At 51.9% G+C, this 16,533-nt stretch carries 15 protein-coding genes and 1 tRNA gene; 11 read left to right on the top strand and 5 right to left on the bottom strand.

Annotated features, from left to right (window positions below):
- Position 1: 1 nt before the first annotated feature.
- Together NHN17_RS04030 and NHN17_RS04025 are read left to right on the top strand one after the other, a co-directional pair.
- Positions 2-77 (top strand) — tRNA-Thr (locus tag NHN17_RS04030).
- Positions 78-225: 148 nt separating this feature from the next.
- Positions 226-1,482 carry a cyclic di-GMP phosphodiesterase gene (locus NHN17_RS04025; RefSeq protein ID WP_255040851.1) on the top strand — a complete coding sequence of 419 codons (1,257 nt, stop codon included), beginning with the start codon at positions 226-228 and terminating at the stop codon, positions 1,480-1,482.
- A gap of 102 nt (positions 1,483-1,584) precedes the next feature.
- Here the strand turns inward: NHN17_RS04025 and mrcB are convergent, their stop codons facing one another.
- Together mrcB and hrpB are read right to left on the bottom strand one after the other, a co-directional pair.
- Complete coding sequence (mrcB, locus tag NHN17_RS04020; RefSeq protein ID WP_373689537.1) at positions 1,585-4,041, bottom strand: penicillin-binding protein 1B; 2,457 nt, start codon at positions 4,039-4,041, stop codon at positions 1,585-1,587.
- Between the two features lie 12 nt (positions 4,042-4,053).
- Complete coding sequence (hrpB, locus tag NHN17_RS04015) at positions 4,054-6,519, bottom strand: ATP-dependent helicase HrpB (RefSeq protein ID WP_255040846.1); 2,466 nt, start codon at positions 6,517-6,519, stop codon at positions 4,054-4,056.
- A gap of 39 nt (positions 6,520-6,558) precedes the next feature.
- Between hrpB and thpR the strand changes: the two genes are divergently transcribed.
- The 8 genes from thpR to panC all read left to right on the top strand — a co-directional run bounded on the left by thpR (position 6,559) and on the right by panC (position 13,249).
- Positions 6,559-7,131, top strand: coding sequence for an RNA 2',3'-cyclic phosphodiesterase (gene thpR / locus NHN17_RS04010; RefSeq protein ID WP_255040845.1), 573 nt, complete (start codon positions 6,559-6,561; stop codon positions 7,129-7,131).
- 17 nt (positions 7,132-7,148) lie between these two features.
- Positions 7,149-7,862, top strand: coding sequence for a DNA/RNA nuclease SfsA (gene sfsA / locus NHN17_RS04005; protein WP_255040844.1), 714 nt, complete (start codon positions 7,149-7,151; stop codon positions 7,860-7,862).
- Positions 7,863-7,998: 136 nt separating this feature from the next.
- Positions 7,999-8,448, top strand: coding sequence for an RNA polymerase-binding protein DksA (gene dksA, locus NHN17_RS04000; protein ID WP_107349982.1), 450 nt, complete (start codon positions 7,999-8,001; stop codon positions 8,446-8,448).
- A 125-nt stretch (positions 8,449-8,573) separates the two neighbouring features.
- On the top strand, positions 8,574-9,476 hold the full coding sequence (gene gluQRS, locus NHN17_RS03995; protein ID WP_255040843.1) for a tRNA glutamyl-Q(34) synthetase GluQRS: 903 nt from the start codon (positions 8,574-8,576) through the stop codon (positions 9,474-9,476).
- A 212-nt stretch (positions 9,477-9,688) separates the two neighbouring features.
- Positions 9,689-11,056, top strand: a complete 1,368-nt coding sequence (gene pcnB / locus NHN17_RS03990) for a polynucleotide adenylyltransferase PcnB (RefSeq protein WP_373689538.1) — start codon at positions 9,689-9,691, stop codon at positions 11,054-11,056.
- A complete protein-coding gene (gene folK, locus NHN17_RS03985) occupies positions 11,053-11,538 on the top strand; it encodes a 2-amino-4-hydroxy-6-hydroxymethyldihydropteridine diphosphokinase (RefSeq protein ID WP_255040841.1) in 486 nt (161 codons plus the stop codon). The genes pcnB and folK overlap by 4 nt, the downstream gene beginning before the upstream one ends.
- A 28-nt stretch (positions 11,539-11,566) precedes the next feature.
- The gene (gene panB, locus NHN17_RS03980) at positions 11,567-12,361 is read left to right on the top strand and encodes a 3-methyl-2-oxobutanoate hydroxymethyltransferase (RefSeq protein ID WP_255040840.1); all 795 of its coding nucleotides are present in this window, start codon (positions 11,567-11,569) and stop codon (positions 12,359-12,361) included.
- 9 nt (positions 12,362-12,370) lie between these two features.
- Positions 12,371-13,249 carry a pantoate--beta-alanine ligase gene (gene panC, locus NHN17_RS03975; protein ID WP_255040839.1) on the top strand — a complete coding sequence of 293 codons (879 nt, stop codon included), beginning with the start codon at positions 12,371-12,373 and terminating at the stop codon, positions 13,247-13,249.
- An 80-nt stretch (positions 13,250-13,329) separates the two neighbouring features.
- On the opposite strand, the gene NHN17_RS03970 is transcribed toward panC, so the two are convergent.
- Entirely contained in the window at positions 13,330-14,100 is a 771-nt protein-coding gene (locus tag NHN17_RS03970; protein WP_255040838.1) for an ABC transporter permease, read from the bottom strand.
- On the bottom strand, positions 14,097-15,029 hold the full coding sequence (locus NHN17_RS03965) for an ABC transporter ATP-binding protein (RefSeq protein ID WP_255040837.1): 933 nt from the start codon (positions 15,027-15,029) through the stop codon (positions 14,097-14,099). Before NHN17_RS03965 ends, NHN17_RS03970 begins: the two co-directional genes overlap by 4 nt.
- A gap of 196 nt (positions 15,030-15,225) precedes the next feature.
- Here NHN17_RS03965 and can point away from each other — a divergent pair, with 196 nt between their 5' ends.
- On the top strand, positions 15,226-15,879 hold the full coding sequence (gene can / locus NHN17_RS03960; protein ID WP_255040836.1) for a carbonate dehydratase: 654 nt from the start codon (positions 15,226-15,228) through the stop codon (positions 15,877-15,879).
- A gap of 74 nt (positions 15,880-15,953) precedes the next feature.
- Here can and hpt read toward each other — a convergent pair whose 3' ends face one another.
- Positions 15,954-16,487, bottom strand: a complete 534-nt coding sequence (gene hpt, locus NHN17_RS03955; protein WP_255040835.1) for a hypoxanthine phosphoribosyltransferase — start codon at positions 16,485-16,487, stop codon at positions 15,954-15,956.
- Positions 16,488-16,533 lie beyond the last annotated feature (46 nt).

The following is a 16,533-nucleotide window of genomic DNA, read 5'->3' as shown; positions in this document are numbered from 1 at the left end:
TGCCGACTTAGCTCAGTAGGTAGAGCAACTGACTTGTAATCAGTAGGTCACCAGTTCGACTCCGGTAGTCGGCACCATTTTTGAAACCTCATCTTTGATGAGGTTTTTTTTTGCTTGAAATATCCCTACCCCTCTTCAAACCAATAAGCGCTGAGCTGCATATTGGGAAAATTAACGTGGTTAGGTAGAATTAAATCTGAGTATCAACAGGTTGCGCCGGACATCATGGCCAGTATCAAACTATCAGTAGAGCGCTTAACCGAAGGGCTGTATATCAAGCTACCTTTGCAATGGACCGATCATCCGTTTCTATTGAACCATTTCAAAATCAAAGACAGTCAGCAAATCCGGCTGATCAAAAACCTGGGCATAAAGCATGTACTGCTGATCCCTGAAAAAAGTGATAGCCAACCTCTTGACCCGAACAACACCCTAGAGGCCATCAGCGAGCACGAGAGCCACTTTCTCGAACAACAAGCTGAAAAGCTATGGCAAGAAAAGCAAGGCCGCATAGAGCAGCTGAAGAACTACAAGCTAAAACTACAGCGCTGTGAAAAGAACTTTTCCCGTTCGATGGCACAGCTGCGAGCGATTGTCGGTAAAATTAAAAGCCGCCCGATGACCGCCGTCAAGGAAGCCGAGCTGTTAGTAGAAGAGATGGTTGATGCCCTGCTTGAGGCCGACAATGTCGCCCTTCATCTCATGAATGAGGGTTGCGACAATGAAGATATCTACAGCCACTCGCTCAACGTCGCTATCATGTCGATGATGCTGGCCCGCTCCAGCGGTATGGAAGGGCCGGATATCAAGACGATAGCCATCGGCGCACTGTTTCATGATATGGGCAAAATAAAGGTGCCAACTGCCATTACCCGTAAGACGACACCGTTAACCGAGCCGGAGGAGAACTACCTAAAGCTCCACCCCAAATACAGTGCCGACTTGGCCAACTTATCTGATAGCTTTCCACAGCAGGCCAAGCCCATCCTTACCCAGCACCACGAATTACTCGATGGTAGCGGCTACCCCAAACAGCTTATGGCTGAGCAAATCGACACCAAAGCCCAGCTGGTTGCTGTGGTCAATGCCTATGACAACCTGTGCCACCCGCAGGACCCAGCCAAGGCAAAGATCCCCTACAGTGCCCTCTCCTACTTGTTCAAGCATAAAAAAGAGCAGTACAACAATGACTATCTGGCCTTGCTTATCCGCTTGCTCGGAGTTTATCCACCAGGCAGCGTGGTCCAGCTGTCAAACCAGCAATTGGGATTGGTGATCTCGGTCAACTCAGAGAGTCTGCTGACGCCTAATATCTTACTCTATGATCCAACCGTTCCCTCCAACGAGGCACCGATCATTGATTTGGAAGACAGCCCCCTGCGTATCGAGCAAGTTATCCATCCAAGCAAACTGCCGGAGAAGGTCCATAGTTACCTAAATCCTCGGAGCCGAATTTCCTTTTACTTTGATCCTGATGATTAGTCCTGCTCAGCATTTCATGGCCGATGCCCACCGATGAAAAACGCCCCAAAAGGGGCGTTTTTGTTACGAACAAAACGGTTCAAAACATTATCTCGATGGGGATCACCAGCTGAACATTTCTTTGATCCAACCTGCCGGTTTGTTACCGTCACAGTAACCTTTGACCGCACCATCCTGATCCCACATCGGCAATGAATGCTGTCCGGCACAGTCCCTGACCAAGGTGCCATTAGGCATTTGGCTGAACTTGGCAGTGGTCAGCTTCTGCGGCCAAGGCAACGCCAAACGTTCGGGCTGACGCCGATTGAGGTAATCACTATACAATCGCAGTGCACCGGCAGAGCCGGTCAAGTTAACGGGTTTGTTATCATCGCGACCAACCCACACCGTCACCACTTCGCGCCCATCGGCACCGACATACCAGCTATCGCGATTTTTATCCGTTGTGCCAGTTTTTCCGGCCAAGGCCGCCCAACCAAACTGGGGCTGAAGAAAGCGTGCTGTACCTTGCGAGACGACGTTTTTCAATCCGTAGGTGGTCAACCAAGCCGCCTGTTCTGGCACTGCCTGGCTTGCCCTTGGCATCCATTGGTAAAGCTGGTTACCCTGCTGATCAACGACTGCCCGAAGAGCTGTGAGTTCGGCTTTTAGTCCACCGCTGGCAACCGACTGGTACATCTGGGTCACTTCAAACGGGGTCAAGGTAAAAGCCCCCAGCAGGATAGATGGCAGCTTCGGCACTTCACCGCGATCTACGCCCAAATCCACCATGGTATCAATCACTTCATTCAGCCCAACCTGCATGCCAAGGTTGACTGTAGGGACGTTGAGCGATTTTGCCAACGCATAGTAGAGCGGCACTTCACCGCGAAATTTACGGTCATAGTTACGCGGCTGCCAGCTTTTCCCTTTGCTGCCACTGAGCATAATCGGCTTGTCTTCAACCGTTGTCGCGAGGGAAAACTGCTCGGGATGACGCAAGGCGGCAAGGTAGACAGCAGGCTTAACCAGCGAACCTATTTGGCGGCTGGCATCCAGTGCCCGGTTGAAACCGGCATAACCCGGGTTACTGCCGCCGATCATTGCCCGGATCTCACCGGTTCGCCGATCAGCGGCCACCAGTGCCGTTTCAAGCCCAACGCCCGCCTTCTGCTTGAGCTTAGGTACCATGCTGACCACCGCATCCTCTGCCTCCTTCTGCGACAAAGGATCCAGGGTACTGAAGATCCGCAGACCAACGCCCGGGGTGTAGTTATTGCCGATCCGCAACTTAAGCTCACGCCGCAGTTGCTGGAAATAGGCTGGCTGGCGACGGGCGATCATCGGTCGGGATTGCACATCCAGCGGCCTTGATGCCGCCAGTTCATAATCCGCACCGGATAAGATCCCGCTGTCCATCATCAATCTCAACACCAAGTCCCGACGTTGCTTGGCACGCTCAGGGTTACGCCATGGGTTGTAGTAGGACGGCCCTTTTGCCATTGCCACTAACAGAGCCTGCTGATCGATCCTGAGTTCCTGTAGCGGACGCCCGAAATACAGCCTAGCCCCTAAACCAAAGCCATGAACCTCCTTGCCGCCATTTTGTCCCAAGTAAATTTCATTGAGGTAGGCTTCGAGGATCTGATCTTTGCTATAACGATAATCAAGAATAATGGCGATATAGGCCTCCCGGATCTTGCGCCATAACGAACGCTCACGGGACAGGAACATGTTCTTGGCAAGCTGTTGAGTCAGGGTACTTCCCCCCTGCACGGTTCTGCCCGCCTTAAGGTTGACCACCATGGCACGGGCAATGGCCAGAGGCGATACGCCATCATGATGGTAGAAGTCACGATCTTCGGTCACCAGTAAGGCATCAACCAACACTTCGGGGAACTGCTCACGCGGCAAGAACAACCGCTGTTCACTTTCTCCGGTTTCCAGCATACCCAGCATCTTGGGTTCGATCCGTACGTAACCAAGTTGACGCTTGGTTCCCGCTTCCTGAATACTTTTCAGCTCGCTACCATCAAAGGTCAGCATAATATGCCGTGCGCCCTCAGGACCATCGGCAAACTCAAAGGGGCGGCGGATCAGCTCAATACGGGTCGATGATGACGAATACTCACCATTGCGCTGCGGGGTACGCACCTTGTGATATTGCAGTATATCCAGCTCGCGTCGGACTTCATTGAGCGTAATCGCCTGTCCCGGCTGCAAATCCAGTACCCGGCCGTAGACAACAGCAGGTAGGTTCCACAGCTGACCATCAAAACGATCACGGACAATGTTGTCGAGATAGATCCCGACCACCAGCAGCACTGCAAGTACGGCAATGGAGACCTTCAGGCCAAAGCCAACCAGCCATTTTAACCATCCCGGTATACCCTGACGCTTCCCTTTTGGGCTCTTCTTGCGACTGCGAGTCGTCTTGGCCGGACGCTTCTTGGCCGTTGTCTTGGTTTGGCTCGTAGCCGCGGGGTTGCGCTTACGCACTGGCTTCTTGGTACCGTCCTTTCCCGCGGCCGGCTTTTTAGGGGCCGGTGCCACAGAACGCCTTGCTTGATCTGTCATCATGATCTTCTTTTTCTACATGTATTTTTTTGTTTTTTTGGTCGGTTCATGGTTTGCTGGATCATCCGGCCAAGGGTGTTTAGGGTAACGCCCTTTCATCTCTTTTTGCACCTCGCGATACGCCCCCTGCCAAAATGCAGCCAAGTCACGGGTGATCTGCAATGGTCTTTGGGCCGGTGATAGCAGTTCCAACACCACGGCAACTTTACCATTGGCTATCAGCGGCGAGTTTTTTTCGCCAAACATTTCCTGCAACTTGACCGCCAGTACCGGGGACAGCCCCTGCTGGTAGCGGATTGCATAGCGAGATCCGGTCGGTACGGTGTAGTGGGTAGGCAATGCAGCATCAAGCTTTTGTTTCTTGTCCCAGCCTAGCCGTGCTTCCAATGCAGCCATCACATCAAGTCGCTCCAGGGACTTGAGGGTTTTCATCCCATTCATATACGGCAATAGCCATTCTGAAGCTTCTGCCAACAGGGCATCATCGTCCAGCGCAGGCAAACCCAGTTCAGGCAACCACTCAGCGGCGCAACGGGCACGGGTCAGCAACGCTTCCGATGCTTTGTTCCAAGGTAAGACCCCTAGCCCCTTGCGAAGCACAGCATTGAGCAGCGCTTCGCTGGCCTTGGCTGGATCCGGCTCCCCCATCGGTTGGCGCTCAAGTACCAGTTTGCCACAGCACAGATGTTTCTCGGCAGTCAGCCGCCCTTTTTTGTCATCCCAATCTAGCCACTCTCGCCGCGTAAACAAATGCGGCAACCTTTGCTGCAGATCGGCCAAATGGGCCGGTACCGCAGAAAAAATCCGGCTATCACCCTGCCGGGTTTTGACGATGTCGGCAACCACCAGCAGCTCTTCGTCAGCCAGCGGCTCATCCGGCATCATCATTGCCCCTTGCCCGTTGGCCAGCTGATAGCGGCTGTTTTTGCCACGGGACAAGGCGATCCTGTCCGGGAAGCCGGCAGCCAACAAAGGAGCGATCCACTCGCTGGCAACGTTGAGCCTCGCTTGCTTGGCGCCCAGCTTTGCTAAATGCTGGGAAGCCCGCTGCAGATAAGCCTTGCTGCGCGGTTGCTTACCGCTCTCAACAAGGTTGAGCTGAAAGTGCAAATCCGGGTTATTGTTGCCCCTAGGCGGCTCTTCAAGCAGGGCTACGATCAGAGCGGCGGTTGCCATCGCCTGCTCTCCATGCTGTTGCGCCATCAGTAACATCGCCGCATGGCGGGGATCGACACCCAACGTCTGTATCGCCGTGCCCATCTCTGTCATACGACCTGCGTCATCCAAAGCCCCCAAGCTCACCAATAGTGTATGGGCTTGTTTCAGAGCAGGGGCTGGCGGCAAATCCAGCCAATGCAGCTCAGCGGCTGACTGACATCCCCATTGTGCCAGCTCCATCGCCAGCGAAGTGAGATCAGCCCGTAAGATCTCCGGTTGCGGGGTGGCTGGCTGACGTAACAGCATCTCCTCGCTGTAGAGCCGTAAACAAATCCCCGGCTCCAAACGGCCAGCACGACCGGCCCGTTGCTCGGCAGAAGATCGGGCTATACGGACCGACTCAAGCCGGCTGATCCCAGTTTTCGGATCCCACAGGGCGATACGTTCCAGCCCACAATCCACTACCATTCTGATCCCTTCGATGGTCAAACTGGTTTCGGCAATATTGGTTGCCAGCACCACCTTACGCTGACCTTTCGGGGCCGGGGTAATAGCTTGTTGTTGCTGACTACCGGTTAGCTGGCCGTATAGAGGGCACACCAGAACATCGTCACCGAGATGGCCTTCAAGCTGCTCAGCCAAGCGGCGGATCTCCCCAGCCCCCGGTAAAAATACCAGCATCGAGCCTGACTCGGCAGACAGCAGGGCAGAAATTTCACGGGCTGTAGCCTCTATGAGCCGGGTCTGTTCAGCGAGTTTCTTGTAGCGCAGCTCGACGGGGAAACTGCGCCCCTCAGATTCGATATAGCCCGCCTGTGGTAATAGGTCGGTCAGGGCATCAGCATCCAGCGTCGCTGACATCACCAACAATTTAAGATCGTCGCGCAGTGCTTCTTGTACTTCTAGCGCCAGCGCCAAAGACGTATCGGCATGGATACTGCGTTCATGGAACTCATCGAAAATCAGCAGTTCAATCCCCGTCAACTCAGGATCTTGCTGCAGCATCCGGGTCATCACCCCTTCGGTAACAATCTCCAGCCGAGTCTTGCTACTGACCCGGGTTTCGCCCCTGACCCGCAGGCCAATCGTTTCCCCGACCTGCTCACCAAGCTGGGAGGCGAGGTAACGGGCAATGTTCCTCGCGGCCAACCGACGCGGCTCCAACATCACTATCTTGCCTGCAACAGCCTCCTGCTGCAGCAGCACCAGAGGCAAGCGAGTCGACTTACCTGCACCGGGCGGGGCTTTGAGGATCAGTTGCGCGCAGGCATCGAGTTGGGTCAGCAGTGCAGGAAGCACGTCATCAATAGGCAGTTGTGACAATGGGAACACCTTGTGTCATATTCAATTTAGGCTTGGCCATTGTACCTTAACCCTATGAAAGAGAAAAAACAGCGCCTGTTCTTTGCGTTAGCCCCCGATCGCAACGGCGAGGCTTTTCGTCGCCTTGCCCACCTGTCGAGCGATTGTGGCCAGTTCGGCCGCCCGGTCAGTGAGGATAACCTCCATATCACCCTGGCCTTTCTTGGTATGGTCACCGCCGAACAGGCCGATGCCGTTGTGGCCGCCACCGAGCAACTCAGGCCCCCACAGGCCTTTTCTTTGCAACTGAACACATTAGGGTACTGGAAGCGCAGCAAAGTCATCTGGATAGCCCCAGAACAACCTCCGAGGGCCCTGCTGAGCTTGGCACTGCAACTTAAAGCCTTAGCCCTAGACTGCGGCCTCGAACAAGAGTCACGTCCCTACAGGCCCCATGTCACCCTTGCCAAGTCCGTCGCTCGGCGCCCAGAATCACTACCAGCATTCGACAAAATAGATTTTCACTTCAATCACTTTGGCCTGTATATTTCCAAACCAGTCAGCCATAACGGCCACCAAAGCGTCCAGTACCTACGCCTCGGACAGTGGCCCCTCGCCAGCCGTTATCAATAATAACCAAAGGACAAGGCATGAAGTTCACCCCGCCATTGCAATCAGCGACCCTTATCAAACGCTATAAACGGTTTCTCGCCGATATTACTCTGCCTGACGGCTCTACGACGACCATCCATTGTGCCAATACCGGAGCCATGACCGGGTGTGCCGAACCGGGCAACACCGTATGGTACTCGACGTCCGATAACCCGAAGCGAAAATATCCACATAGCTGGGAATTATCACAAACACCAGAAGGGCACAGTATTTGCGTCAACACAGCACAGGCCAATCGGTTAGTGGTAGAGGCAATTAACAAGAATGCCATCACAGAATTGGAAGGCTATGCATCACTCCGCACCGAAGTTAAGTATGGTAGTGAAAACAGCAGGATAGATATTTTATTACAAGACGGGGAAAAGCCGAATTGTTACATCGAGGTGAAAAGTGTCACCCTGCTGGAACAAGGAAAGGAAGGGCAAGGGTACTTTCCGGATGCCGTCACCACCCGAGGTCAAAAACACCTTAGGGAACTAATAGAAGTGGCACAAAATGGTGAGCGTGCCATACTTTTTTTCGCCATTTTACATTCGGGGATTGAAAAAGTATCCGTGGCACACCATATAGACCCGGATTACTTTTCATTAATTAAGCAAGCAGAACGGGCTGGCGTAGAGATCTTGTGTTACAAGGCGGTATTGAAACCAACGGAACTCTATCTTGACCATTGCATAAAATTCAACCACTAACTACCTCAAAGTGATGCTTTCTTCACATTGGTATAAAATTGAATATATGCAGCAATTGCCACACCTCGTCCTTTCTGCTATAGATACCGCCCAAATTTAACCAGTGACGGTTATTAGGTATATTAGGAGATGCTATATGCCAGAGAGCAACGTTAAAAAATCGCTAGGCATCCTGGCTATTGCTGGGGTTGAACCTTACCAGGAAAAAGCTGGCGAAGAATACATGGGTGAAGCTCAGCTAGAGCACTTCCGTAAGATTCTTGATGCCTGGCGCAACCAGCTACGCGAAGAAGTTGATCGTACTGTAAACCACATGCAGGATGAAGCGGCTAACTTCCCAGATCCTGTTGACCGAGCAGCTCAGGAAGAAGAGTTCAGTCTGGAACTACGCAACCGAGATCGCGAACGCAAGCTAATCAAGAAAATCGAAAAGACACTTCAACGCATTGAAGATGATGATTTTGGTTTCTGTGAATCTTGTGGTATTGAAATTGGCATCCGCCGTCTGGAAGCCCGTCCAACAGCTGATCTATGCATCGACTGTAAGACGCTAGCTGAAATCAAAGAGAAGCAGATGGCCGGCTAGTACACTACGTACAGCACCACGATAGTCAAGAGGGAGCGCCAAGCTCCCTTTTTCGTTTAATGCCAAACTGAAAACTATTCTGGCCAAACAGAGAGTAATATTCAGTTTGGTATAGTGATTTTCTTATGAGTACAATCAAGCAATATATCGGTCGCTTCGCCCCCTCTCCATCAGGTCCACTACACTTCGGCTCACTGGTTGCCGCCCTTGGTAGCTACCTTCAGGCCAAAGCAAAACAAGGCACCTGGTTGGTCAGGATGGAAGATCTGGATCCACCACGGGAAATGCCCGGTGCTGCGGATGATATCCTGCGCACTCTTGAAGCCTATGGCCTCGAGTGGGACGGCGGTATCATGTACCAAAGCCAGCGCCACGACGCGTATCAAGCCCAGATAGAGAGCTGGCTTGACCACCAGCAAGCGTATTACTGCCAATGTACCCGTAAGCAAATCAAGCAAGCTGGGGGCTACTACCCAGGCACCTGCCGGGACAAGCAGTTGGATTCGGCTGGCAATGCTATCCGTCTCAAAGTTGATGCCCCCGTGCTGGCTTTCGACGACCTGCTGCATGGCCATATCAGCATCCCTGCCCCGTTGGCTGAGGAAGACTTTATTATCCGCCGCCGCGATGGCCTATTCGCCTATAATCTGGCTGTAGTGCTGGATGATATCGAGCAAGGTATAACTGAAGTGGTTCGCGGCGCCGATTTAATTGAACCAACCGGCCGCCAGATTGGGCTATACCGCCTACTCGGCCAACCAGAAGTAAATTATCTGCACCTGCCACTGGCAGTGACAGAGAATGGCAACAAGCTATCAAAGCAGAACCATGCCCCGGCAATCGACAAGGCTGACCCAAGACCAGCCCTTATCGAAGCAATACGTTTTCTGGGCATGCAGCCGCCGGTTGATCTGGCCAGCTCATCAACCCGCGATATCCTGCTTTGGGGCATTGCCCATTGGCAGCTGTCAAACCTGCCACAAACAACGGCGATTACCCTGGCCCCGTCTCACCCTTCACACGGATGAAACCAAGCGCCTGCAGTATTGTCGCCGAGCTAACAGTTAACCGCCTTGTTTACCTCAAAGTGGCTTAAAAAGGCCTCATTATGCAAGGAAACAAGCGCTAGGATTCTAAAATGAGCTGCTGTGATATATGATATGCGGCTGTTTGTTGAATCCGAACCACATAAATGAGGTGTATTATCTTTAATCGAGTCGCCAGCTTTTGCCGTAAGGTACTGAATCGAGACGCAAGTGATCTCGACCATGAGGAACTCGCCTTGCAAGTTTATCAGCGCCAAGAGCACGGTATTTCACGTAAAGATATCAGCGAAAATGCGCTGAAGGTCCTTTACCGCCTAAATAAAGCCGGGTATGACGCCTATCTGGTCGGTGGTGGTGTTCGCGATATCCTGTTGGACAAACAACCTAAAGACTTCGACATTGCCACCAATGCTACGCCGGAAGAGATCAAGCAGCTATTTCGTAACTGCCGCCTGATTGGCCGCCGTTTCCGCTTGGCTCATATCCTGTTTGGCCGTGATGTTATCGAGGTGGCAACCTTCCGTGGCCACCATGCAGATGCAAAACCAAGCCTGAAAGACAAGAAACAGGTCTCAGCCCAGAGCCAAGAAGGCATGCTGTTACGTGACAATGTCTACGGCACCATCGAAGAAGATGCCGAGCGCCGTGATTTCACGATCAATGCTTTGTATTACAGCATCAAGGATTTTACCGTTGCCGATTATGTCAACGGGGTCGAAGATCTCGATAACCGCATTGTCCGCCTGATCGGTGATCCTGAAACCCGCTACCGGGAAGATCCGGTACGTATGCTCCGCGCGGTTCGCTTTGCTGCCAAGCTAGATATGACCATTGAGCCAGCCACCGCTGACCCGATCAATCAACTATCAACCTTGCTGCAGGATATTCCAGCCGCCCGCTTGTTCGAAGAAAGCCTCAAGTTGCTTCAGTCCGGTGATGGCCTCGCTACCTACAAGTTGTTACGCGAATACAACTTGTTCCAGCAACTGTTCCCGCTACTAAGCGAGCACTTTACCGAAGATCACAGCAGCCAAACAGAGCAGATGATCGAGCACATTCTGACGGCGACCGACAAGCGTATCGCCGACGGAAAACGCGTAAACCCAGCCTTCATGTTCGCAGCCATGCTGTGGTATCCGCTGGTTACCCGCGCCGAAGAAGTCGCCTTTACCAGCGGCCTTGCCTACTATGATGCCTTCATGGTGGCAGCAAATGATATTCTCGATGAGCAGGTCAAAAGCATTGCGATCCCACGTCGCTTTACGACCACTATCCGTGATATCTGGCAGCAGCAGACTCGCTTCAGCCGCCGTAACGGCAAGCGAGCCTTCAAGATGATGGAGCACCCGAAATTCCGGGCTGCCTTCGACTTCTTGGAAATGCGCGGTAACTTCGAAAGCGAAGAGATTGCCGAGCTCGCTAAGTGGTGGGATCAATTCCAACACGGTGAGCGCAACCTGCGACATCAGATGGTCCAGGAAATCAACGAGGGTGGTACAGGTGCACCGCGCCGCCGCCGTCGTCCGCAGCGCCGCAAGAAGCCACAGGCTAAATCATCATGATCCAAGCCTACATTGCGATCGGCAGTAACCTGTCCGATCCTGTCGCCCAGGCCAACAGTGCGATCGAGGTGCTCAAGCAGCACCCCGATCTCAATGTGATCGCCGTGTCCTCGCTCTACAGCAGCACCCCGATGGGACCACAGGATCAGCCAGATTACATCAATGCTGTCATCGCTGTCGAAACCGAACTCAGCCCATTGGCTCTGCTCGACTGTACCCAGTCTATCGAGCAAGAGCACGGTCGTGTCCGCAAGGCTGAGCGCTGGGGGCCACGTACGCTAGATCTTGATATTGTCCTTTATGGCGACCTTGAACATCACTGCGAGCGCCTTACGGTACCGCACTACGGAATGAAAGTTCGCGAGTTTGTATTATACCCACTCGCTGAAATTGCCCCTGAGTTGGTACTGCCGGATCACACTCCGCTACAAACACTGCTGGAGCAGGTAGACCGCAACGGGCTGGGCATCTGGTCTCAGTAACCGTTTCTCAGGACCAAAGGGAGAACACATGAAAAAGATCACTATCAACGACCTGATGAAATGGAAGCAGGAAGGTCGTAAATTTGCCTCAGTTACCGCGTACGATGCCAGCTTTTCCCAGCTGTTCGAACAACAAGGCGTCCCAGTTATGCTGGTCGGTGACTCCTTGGGTATGGTACTGCAAGGCAAGCCAGACACCTTGCCGGTAACGGTTGATGATATCGCTTACCACACCCGAAGTGTTCGTGCTGGCAGCCCGAATTCGTTACTGATGGCTGATATGCCATTTATGAGCTACGCCACACCTGAGCAAGCCTGTGAAAATGCCGCCACCTTGATGCGTGCCGGTGCCAACATGGTCAAGCTGGAAGGCGGTGCCTGGCTCGCTGAAACCGTGACCAAATTGACCGAACGCGCTGTACCAGTCTGTGCGCATTTGGGGCTAACCCCTCAATCTGTCAATATTTTTGGCGGCTACAAAGTGCAAGGACGTGACTCCGACCACGCTGAGCAGATGGTAAAAGATGCTATCCTGCTGAAAAATGCGGGTGCACAGATCATCTTGCTCGAATGCGTACCGGCCAGCTTGGCAGAACGCATCACCAAGGCCGTTGAAGTACCCGTTATTGGCATTGGTGCAGGTAATGTGACCGATGGTCAGATCCTGGTGATGCACGATATGTTCGGGATCTCAGCAAACTATATGCCCCGTTTCTCCAAAAATTACCTGGCAGAAACCGGCGAGATGCGTGCAGCCGTTACCAAATACCTAGAAGATGTCGAGGCCGGAACCTTCCCGGGCCCAGAACATACCTTTGAATAAGGAATAAAAATGCAAACATTCGCCGAGATTGCCCCGATCCGAGAGCAAATCCGAAGCTGGCGCCGTGAAGGCCGCCGGATTGCTTTCGTACCGACAATGGGAAACCTGCATGAAGGCCACCTGACACTGGTACGCAAGGCCCGTGAATTGGCAGATGTGGTCGTGGTTAGCATTTTTGTCAATCCGATGCAGTTCGACAAGGCAGACGATCTCGACAACTACCCGCGTACGCTGGAAGACGATCTAGCCAAGCTGAACAGCGAAGGGGTGGAGTTGATCTTTACACCGACGCCCGGCAACATGTACCCAGAAGGCCTGGATCGCCAAACTTTTGTAGAAGTACCAGGGCTATCCACCATGCTTGAAGGTGCATTGCGCCCAAGTCACTTCCGTGGCGTCTCGACGGTTGTAGCCAAGCTGTTCAATATTGTTCAGCCAGATATCGCCTGTTTTGGTGAGAAGGACTACCAGCAACTGGCCCTGATCCGCCAGATGGTGATCGACCTTGCGATGGACATTGACGTTGTTGGCGTAGCTACCGTTCGAGAGATGGATGGTCTGGCCATGAGTTCACGCAATGGCTACCTGACCGTCGACGAGCGTCAGCGTGCACCTGTACTGGCCCGCACCATGCGCTGGATCAGCAGCCAAATGCGCGGTGGCCGCACCGATTACGCTGAAATCGTAATGGATGCCAATGACCAGTTGCGCGCAGCTGGATTACAACCGGATGAAGTCTATATCCGCGATGCTGTCAGCCTACAACCTGTTAGCGAAGACACCCAGCAAGCAGTGATCTTGATGTCAGCCTTCCTCGGTAAAGCCCGCCTTATCGACAACCAAGTGGTTGAGCTCAATACCGCAACGGCAGCAGCTGCGGAGGAATAATCTTCCTTTGCCATCACCATGAAAAATCCCGGCCAATGCCGGGATTTTTATTTTTGCTTAATCGATTTTTTGCTCGCCAGTTACGAACGCAGGCCAATACCGCGCGAGATCAAGTAGTAACACAAGCTATACAGAATAGCAGTGAAGACCCCCAGTACCGCGAAAGATGTACCGATACCGACATCTGACACACCTAGGAAGCCATAGCGGAACGCATTGACCATGTAGACTATCGGATTCAGCTTGGAGACACCTTGCCAGAACTCCGGTAACAAACTCAGTGAATAAAACACACCACCGAGATAGGTCAAAGGCGTTAAGACAAAGGTTGGAATAATACTGATATCATCAAAGGTTTTGGCAAACACAGCATTGATCAAGCCACCCAATGAAAAGACCACCGATGTCATCAGTACCGTTGCGACTACCACACCAAAGTGCGCAATCTGCAGGTCGACAAACAGCAAAGAGACCACCGAGACAATAACGCCTACCCCAAGACCACGCAGTACCCCACCACCGACAAAACCGGCAATGATGATATAGTTGGGAACCGGTGCCACCAACAATTCTTCGATATTATGCTGGAACTTGGCACTGAAGAACGATGAGGCCACGTTAGAGTATGAGTTGGTGATCACCGACATCATGATCAGGCCGGGAACGATATACTCCATGTAGCTAAAACCGCCCATCTCCCCGATACGGCTGCCGATCAGGTTACCGAAAATAACAAAATACAAGGTCATGGTAATGGCGGGTGGCACCATGGTCTGTACCCAGATCCGGGCAAAGCGGTTCACTTCTTTAGTGATAAGGCTTTTAAATGCGATCCAATACTGCCGGTTCATGATTGGGCTCCTTGCTTGTTCTTGCTATTACTGACCAAAGTAACAAACAGCTCCTCAAGGCGGTTAGCCTTATTGCGCATTGAGATAACATCAATCCCCTGCTCGGTCAGCTGGGTAAACACATGATTGAGGCTGTCCCCTTTGTTGATATCAACTTCCAAAGTGTGGTTATCCGGCAATTTCCAGCCCATGCCTTCGAGCACAGGCTTATTGCCGTTCAGTTTGACATCCAGAATGAAGGTTTCGACCTCCAACTTGCCAAGCAGTGCTTTCATCGAGGTATTCTCGATCAGCTCACCGTGGTTAATAATGCCGATATTGCGGCATAGCATTTCTGCTTCTTCGAGATAATGGGTGGTGAGAATAATCGTCACCCCTTCACGGTTGATTTCACGCAAAAACTCCCACATCGAACGACGCAACTCGATATCCACGCCAGCGGTTGGCTCATCAAGGATCAGCAAGCGCGGCTCGTGCATCAATGCACGAGCAATCATCAGGCGGCGTTTCATCCCACCAGAAAGGTTACGGGCACGTTCTTTGCGCTTACCCCACAGATCCAGCTGAGAGAGGTATTTCTTCGCCCTCTCCTTAGCCAATGCCTTTTCCACCCCGTAGTAACCAGCTTGGTTAATCACGATCTGCTCGACCGTCTCAAATTGGTTGAAGTTAAATTCCTGCGGCACCAACCCCAGTTGCTTCTTGGCCTCGACCAGTTGAGTATCCAGATCATAGCCAAACACTTTCACCTCACCCGAGGTTTTATTCACTAATGAACTGATCACGCCAATTGTGGTTGATTTACCAGCCCCGTTTGGGCCTAGCAAAGCAAAAAAATCGCCTTGCTTAACACATAGGCTCATATTTTTCAGTGCATTAACGCCACCTTTATAGGTTTTGTTTAAGTTTTTTATTTCCAAAGCGTTCATAAAATGCGATCTTAATGTTAGAAACTTTCTTCGGACAACTACTCCGATTTGCTATTCAACCAGCTTGTGTATAGTTAAGCCGGTTTACATAGTTCTCAGAACTTCTACAGGACTGATACCTATGTAAATTGTTTTTCCTCAGGATCAGGGAGCTTCCCTGTACTGTGGGTATAAAATATCAGAGAAAGGCATCATCATGGCAGATATTAAACAGCTATTCGCAAATAACGTAGCTTGGTCAGAAAACATTAAGGAAGAAAAGCCTGAGTTCTTCAGCCACCTTGCGGAAGCCCAACATCCCGAGTACCTCTGGATCGGCTGTGCCGACAGCCGCGTTCCCGCCGAACGCCTAACCGGATTAGACTCCGGCGAACTCTTTGTTCACCGTAACGTCGCCAACCAAGTGATCCACACCGATCTCAACTGTCTATCCGTGGTTCAGTACGCGGTTGATGTACTGAAAGTTCGCCATATCATCGTTTGTGGCCACTATGGCTGTGGCGGTGTCACTGCCGCTATCGAGAACCCACAGCTTGGCCTTATCAACAACTGGCTACTGCATATCCGCGATCTTTACATGAAGCACCGCTCTGACTTAGGCCAACTACCACGCGAGGAGTGGGACAACAAATTGTGCGAGATCAACGTTGCCAGTCAAGTTTACAATCTCGGTAATTCGACCATAATGCAACAGGCGTGGGAACGCGGCCAGCAAATCAAAATCCATGGCTGGATCTACGGTATCAACGATGGGGTACTGAGTGACCTAGGGGTCACGGCAACTAGCCGCGAATCACTGGAAGTTGCCTACCAAGCTGCAATGGCTGAGCTTCTACCTAGCAAAGGGTAAAATAAGTGGGCCTTTAAACATAAAAAAGCGACTGCCATGCAGTCGCTTTTTTCATACCCTACAAGCTCAAACGTTTAGTCTTCTTGTGGGATAACCTTGCCGATAAAAGGCAAGTGGCGGTATTTCTGTGCGTAGTCGATACCGACACCCACCACAAACTCGTCAGGGATTTCGAAACCAACCCACTTAACGTCAACGTGCACTTCACGGCGCTCCGGCTTATCGAGCAGGGTGCATATCTCAATCGAATTTGGCTCACGCAACGACAGGATCTCACGTACCTTGGTCAAGGTATTACCAGTATCGATAATATCCTCAACTAACAGTACGTCCTTGCCCTTGATATCATCATCCAGATCTTTAAGGATACGGACATCACGGTTACTTTCCATGGTATTGCCATAGCTTGATGCAGTCATGAAGTCGACTTCGTGTGGAAGTTCAATCGCACGAGCCAGATCAGCCATAAATACAAACGAGCCACGCAATAGGCCCACCATCACAAGATCTTTTGAATCTTTATAATGTTCAGTAATTTGCTTTCCCAGCTCCAATACACGTGCCTGAACGTCCTGCTCAGAAATCATTACTTCAATGGTATGTTTCATCTTTATCTCCATCAGTACGGCTCAATCAGCCGCCTGTCGGCTTGCG

The organism is Photobacterium pectinilyticum, assembly GCF_024357955.1.
Lineage (GTDB): Bacteria > Pseudomonadota > Gammaproteobacteria > Enterobacterales > Vibrionaceae > Photobacterium > Photobacterium pectinilyticum.
Note: the sequence above shows the minus strand (reverse complement) of the source record. Positions and strands in the feature narration are given on the sequence as shown.

Excerpts from the sequence above, each read along its gene's own strand:
- sfsA (WP_255040844.1), top strand. The coding sequence starts at position 7,149 with ATGAAGTTCACCCCGCCATTGCAATCAGCGACCCTTATCAAACGCTAT.
- NHN17_RS03970 (WP_255040838.1), bottom strand. The coding sequence starts at position 14,100 with ATGAACCGGCAGTATTGGATCGCATTTAAAAGCCTTATCACTAAAGAA.
- gluQRS (WP_255040843.1), top strand. The coding sequence starts at position 8,574 with ATGAGTACAATCAAGCAATATATCGGTCGCTTCGCCCCCTCTCCATCA.
- can (WP_255040836.1), top strand. The coding sequence starts at position 15,226 with ATGGCAGATATTAAACAGCTATTCGCAAATAACGTAGCTTGGTCAGAA.
- hpt (WP_255040835.1), bottom strand. The coding sequence starts at position 16,487 with ATGAAACATACCATTGAAGTAATGATTTCTGAGCAGGACGTTCAGGCA.
- mrcB (WP_373689537.1), bottom strand. The coding sequence starts at position 4,041 with ATGATGACAGATCAAGCAAGGCGTTCTGTGGCACCGGCCCCTAAAAAG.
- panC (WP_255040839.1), top strand. The coding sequence starts at position 12,371 with ATGCAAACATTCGCCGAGATTGCCCCGATCCGAGAGCAAATCCGAAGC.
- NHN17_RS04025 (WP_255040851.1), top strand. The coding sequence starts at position 226 with ATGGCCAGTATCAAACTATCAGTAGAGCGCTTAACCGAAGGGCTGTAT.
- folK (WP_255040841.1), top strand. The coding sequence starts at position 11,053 with ATGATCCAAGCCTACATTGCGATCGGCAGTAACCTGTCCGATCCTGTC.
- panB (WP_255040840.1), top strand. The coding sequence starts at position 11,567 with ATGAAAAAGATCACTATCAACGACCTGATGAAATGGAAGCAGGAAGGT.
- dksA (WP_107349982.1), top strand. The coding sequence starts at position 7,999 with ATGCCAGAGAGCAACGTTAAAAAATCGCTAGGCATCCTGGCTATTGCT.
- NHN17_RS03965 (WP_255040837.1), bottom strand. The coding sequence starts at position 15,029 with ATGAACGCTTTGGAAATAAAAAACTTAAACAAAACCTATAAAGGTGGC.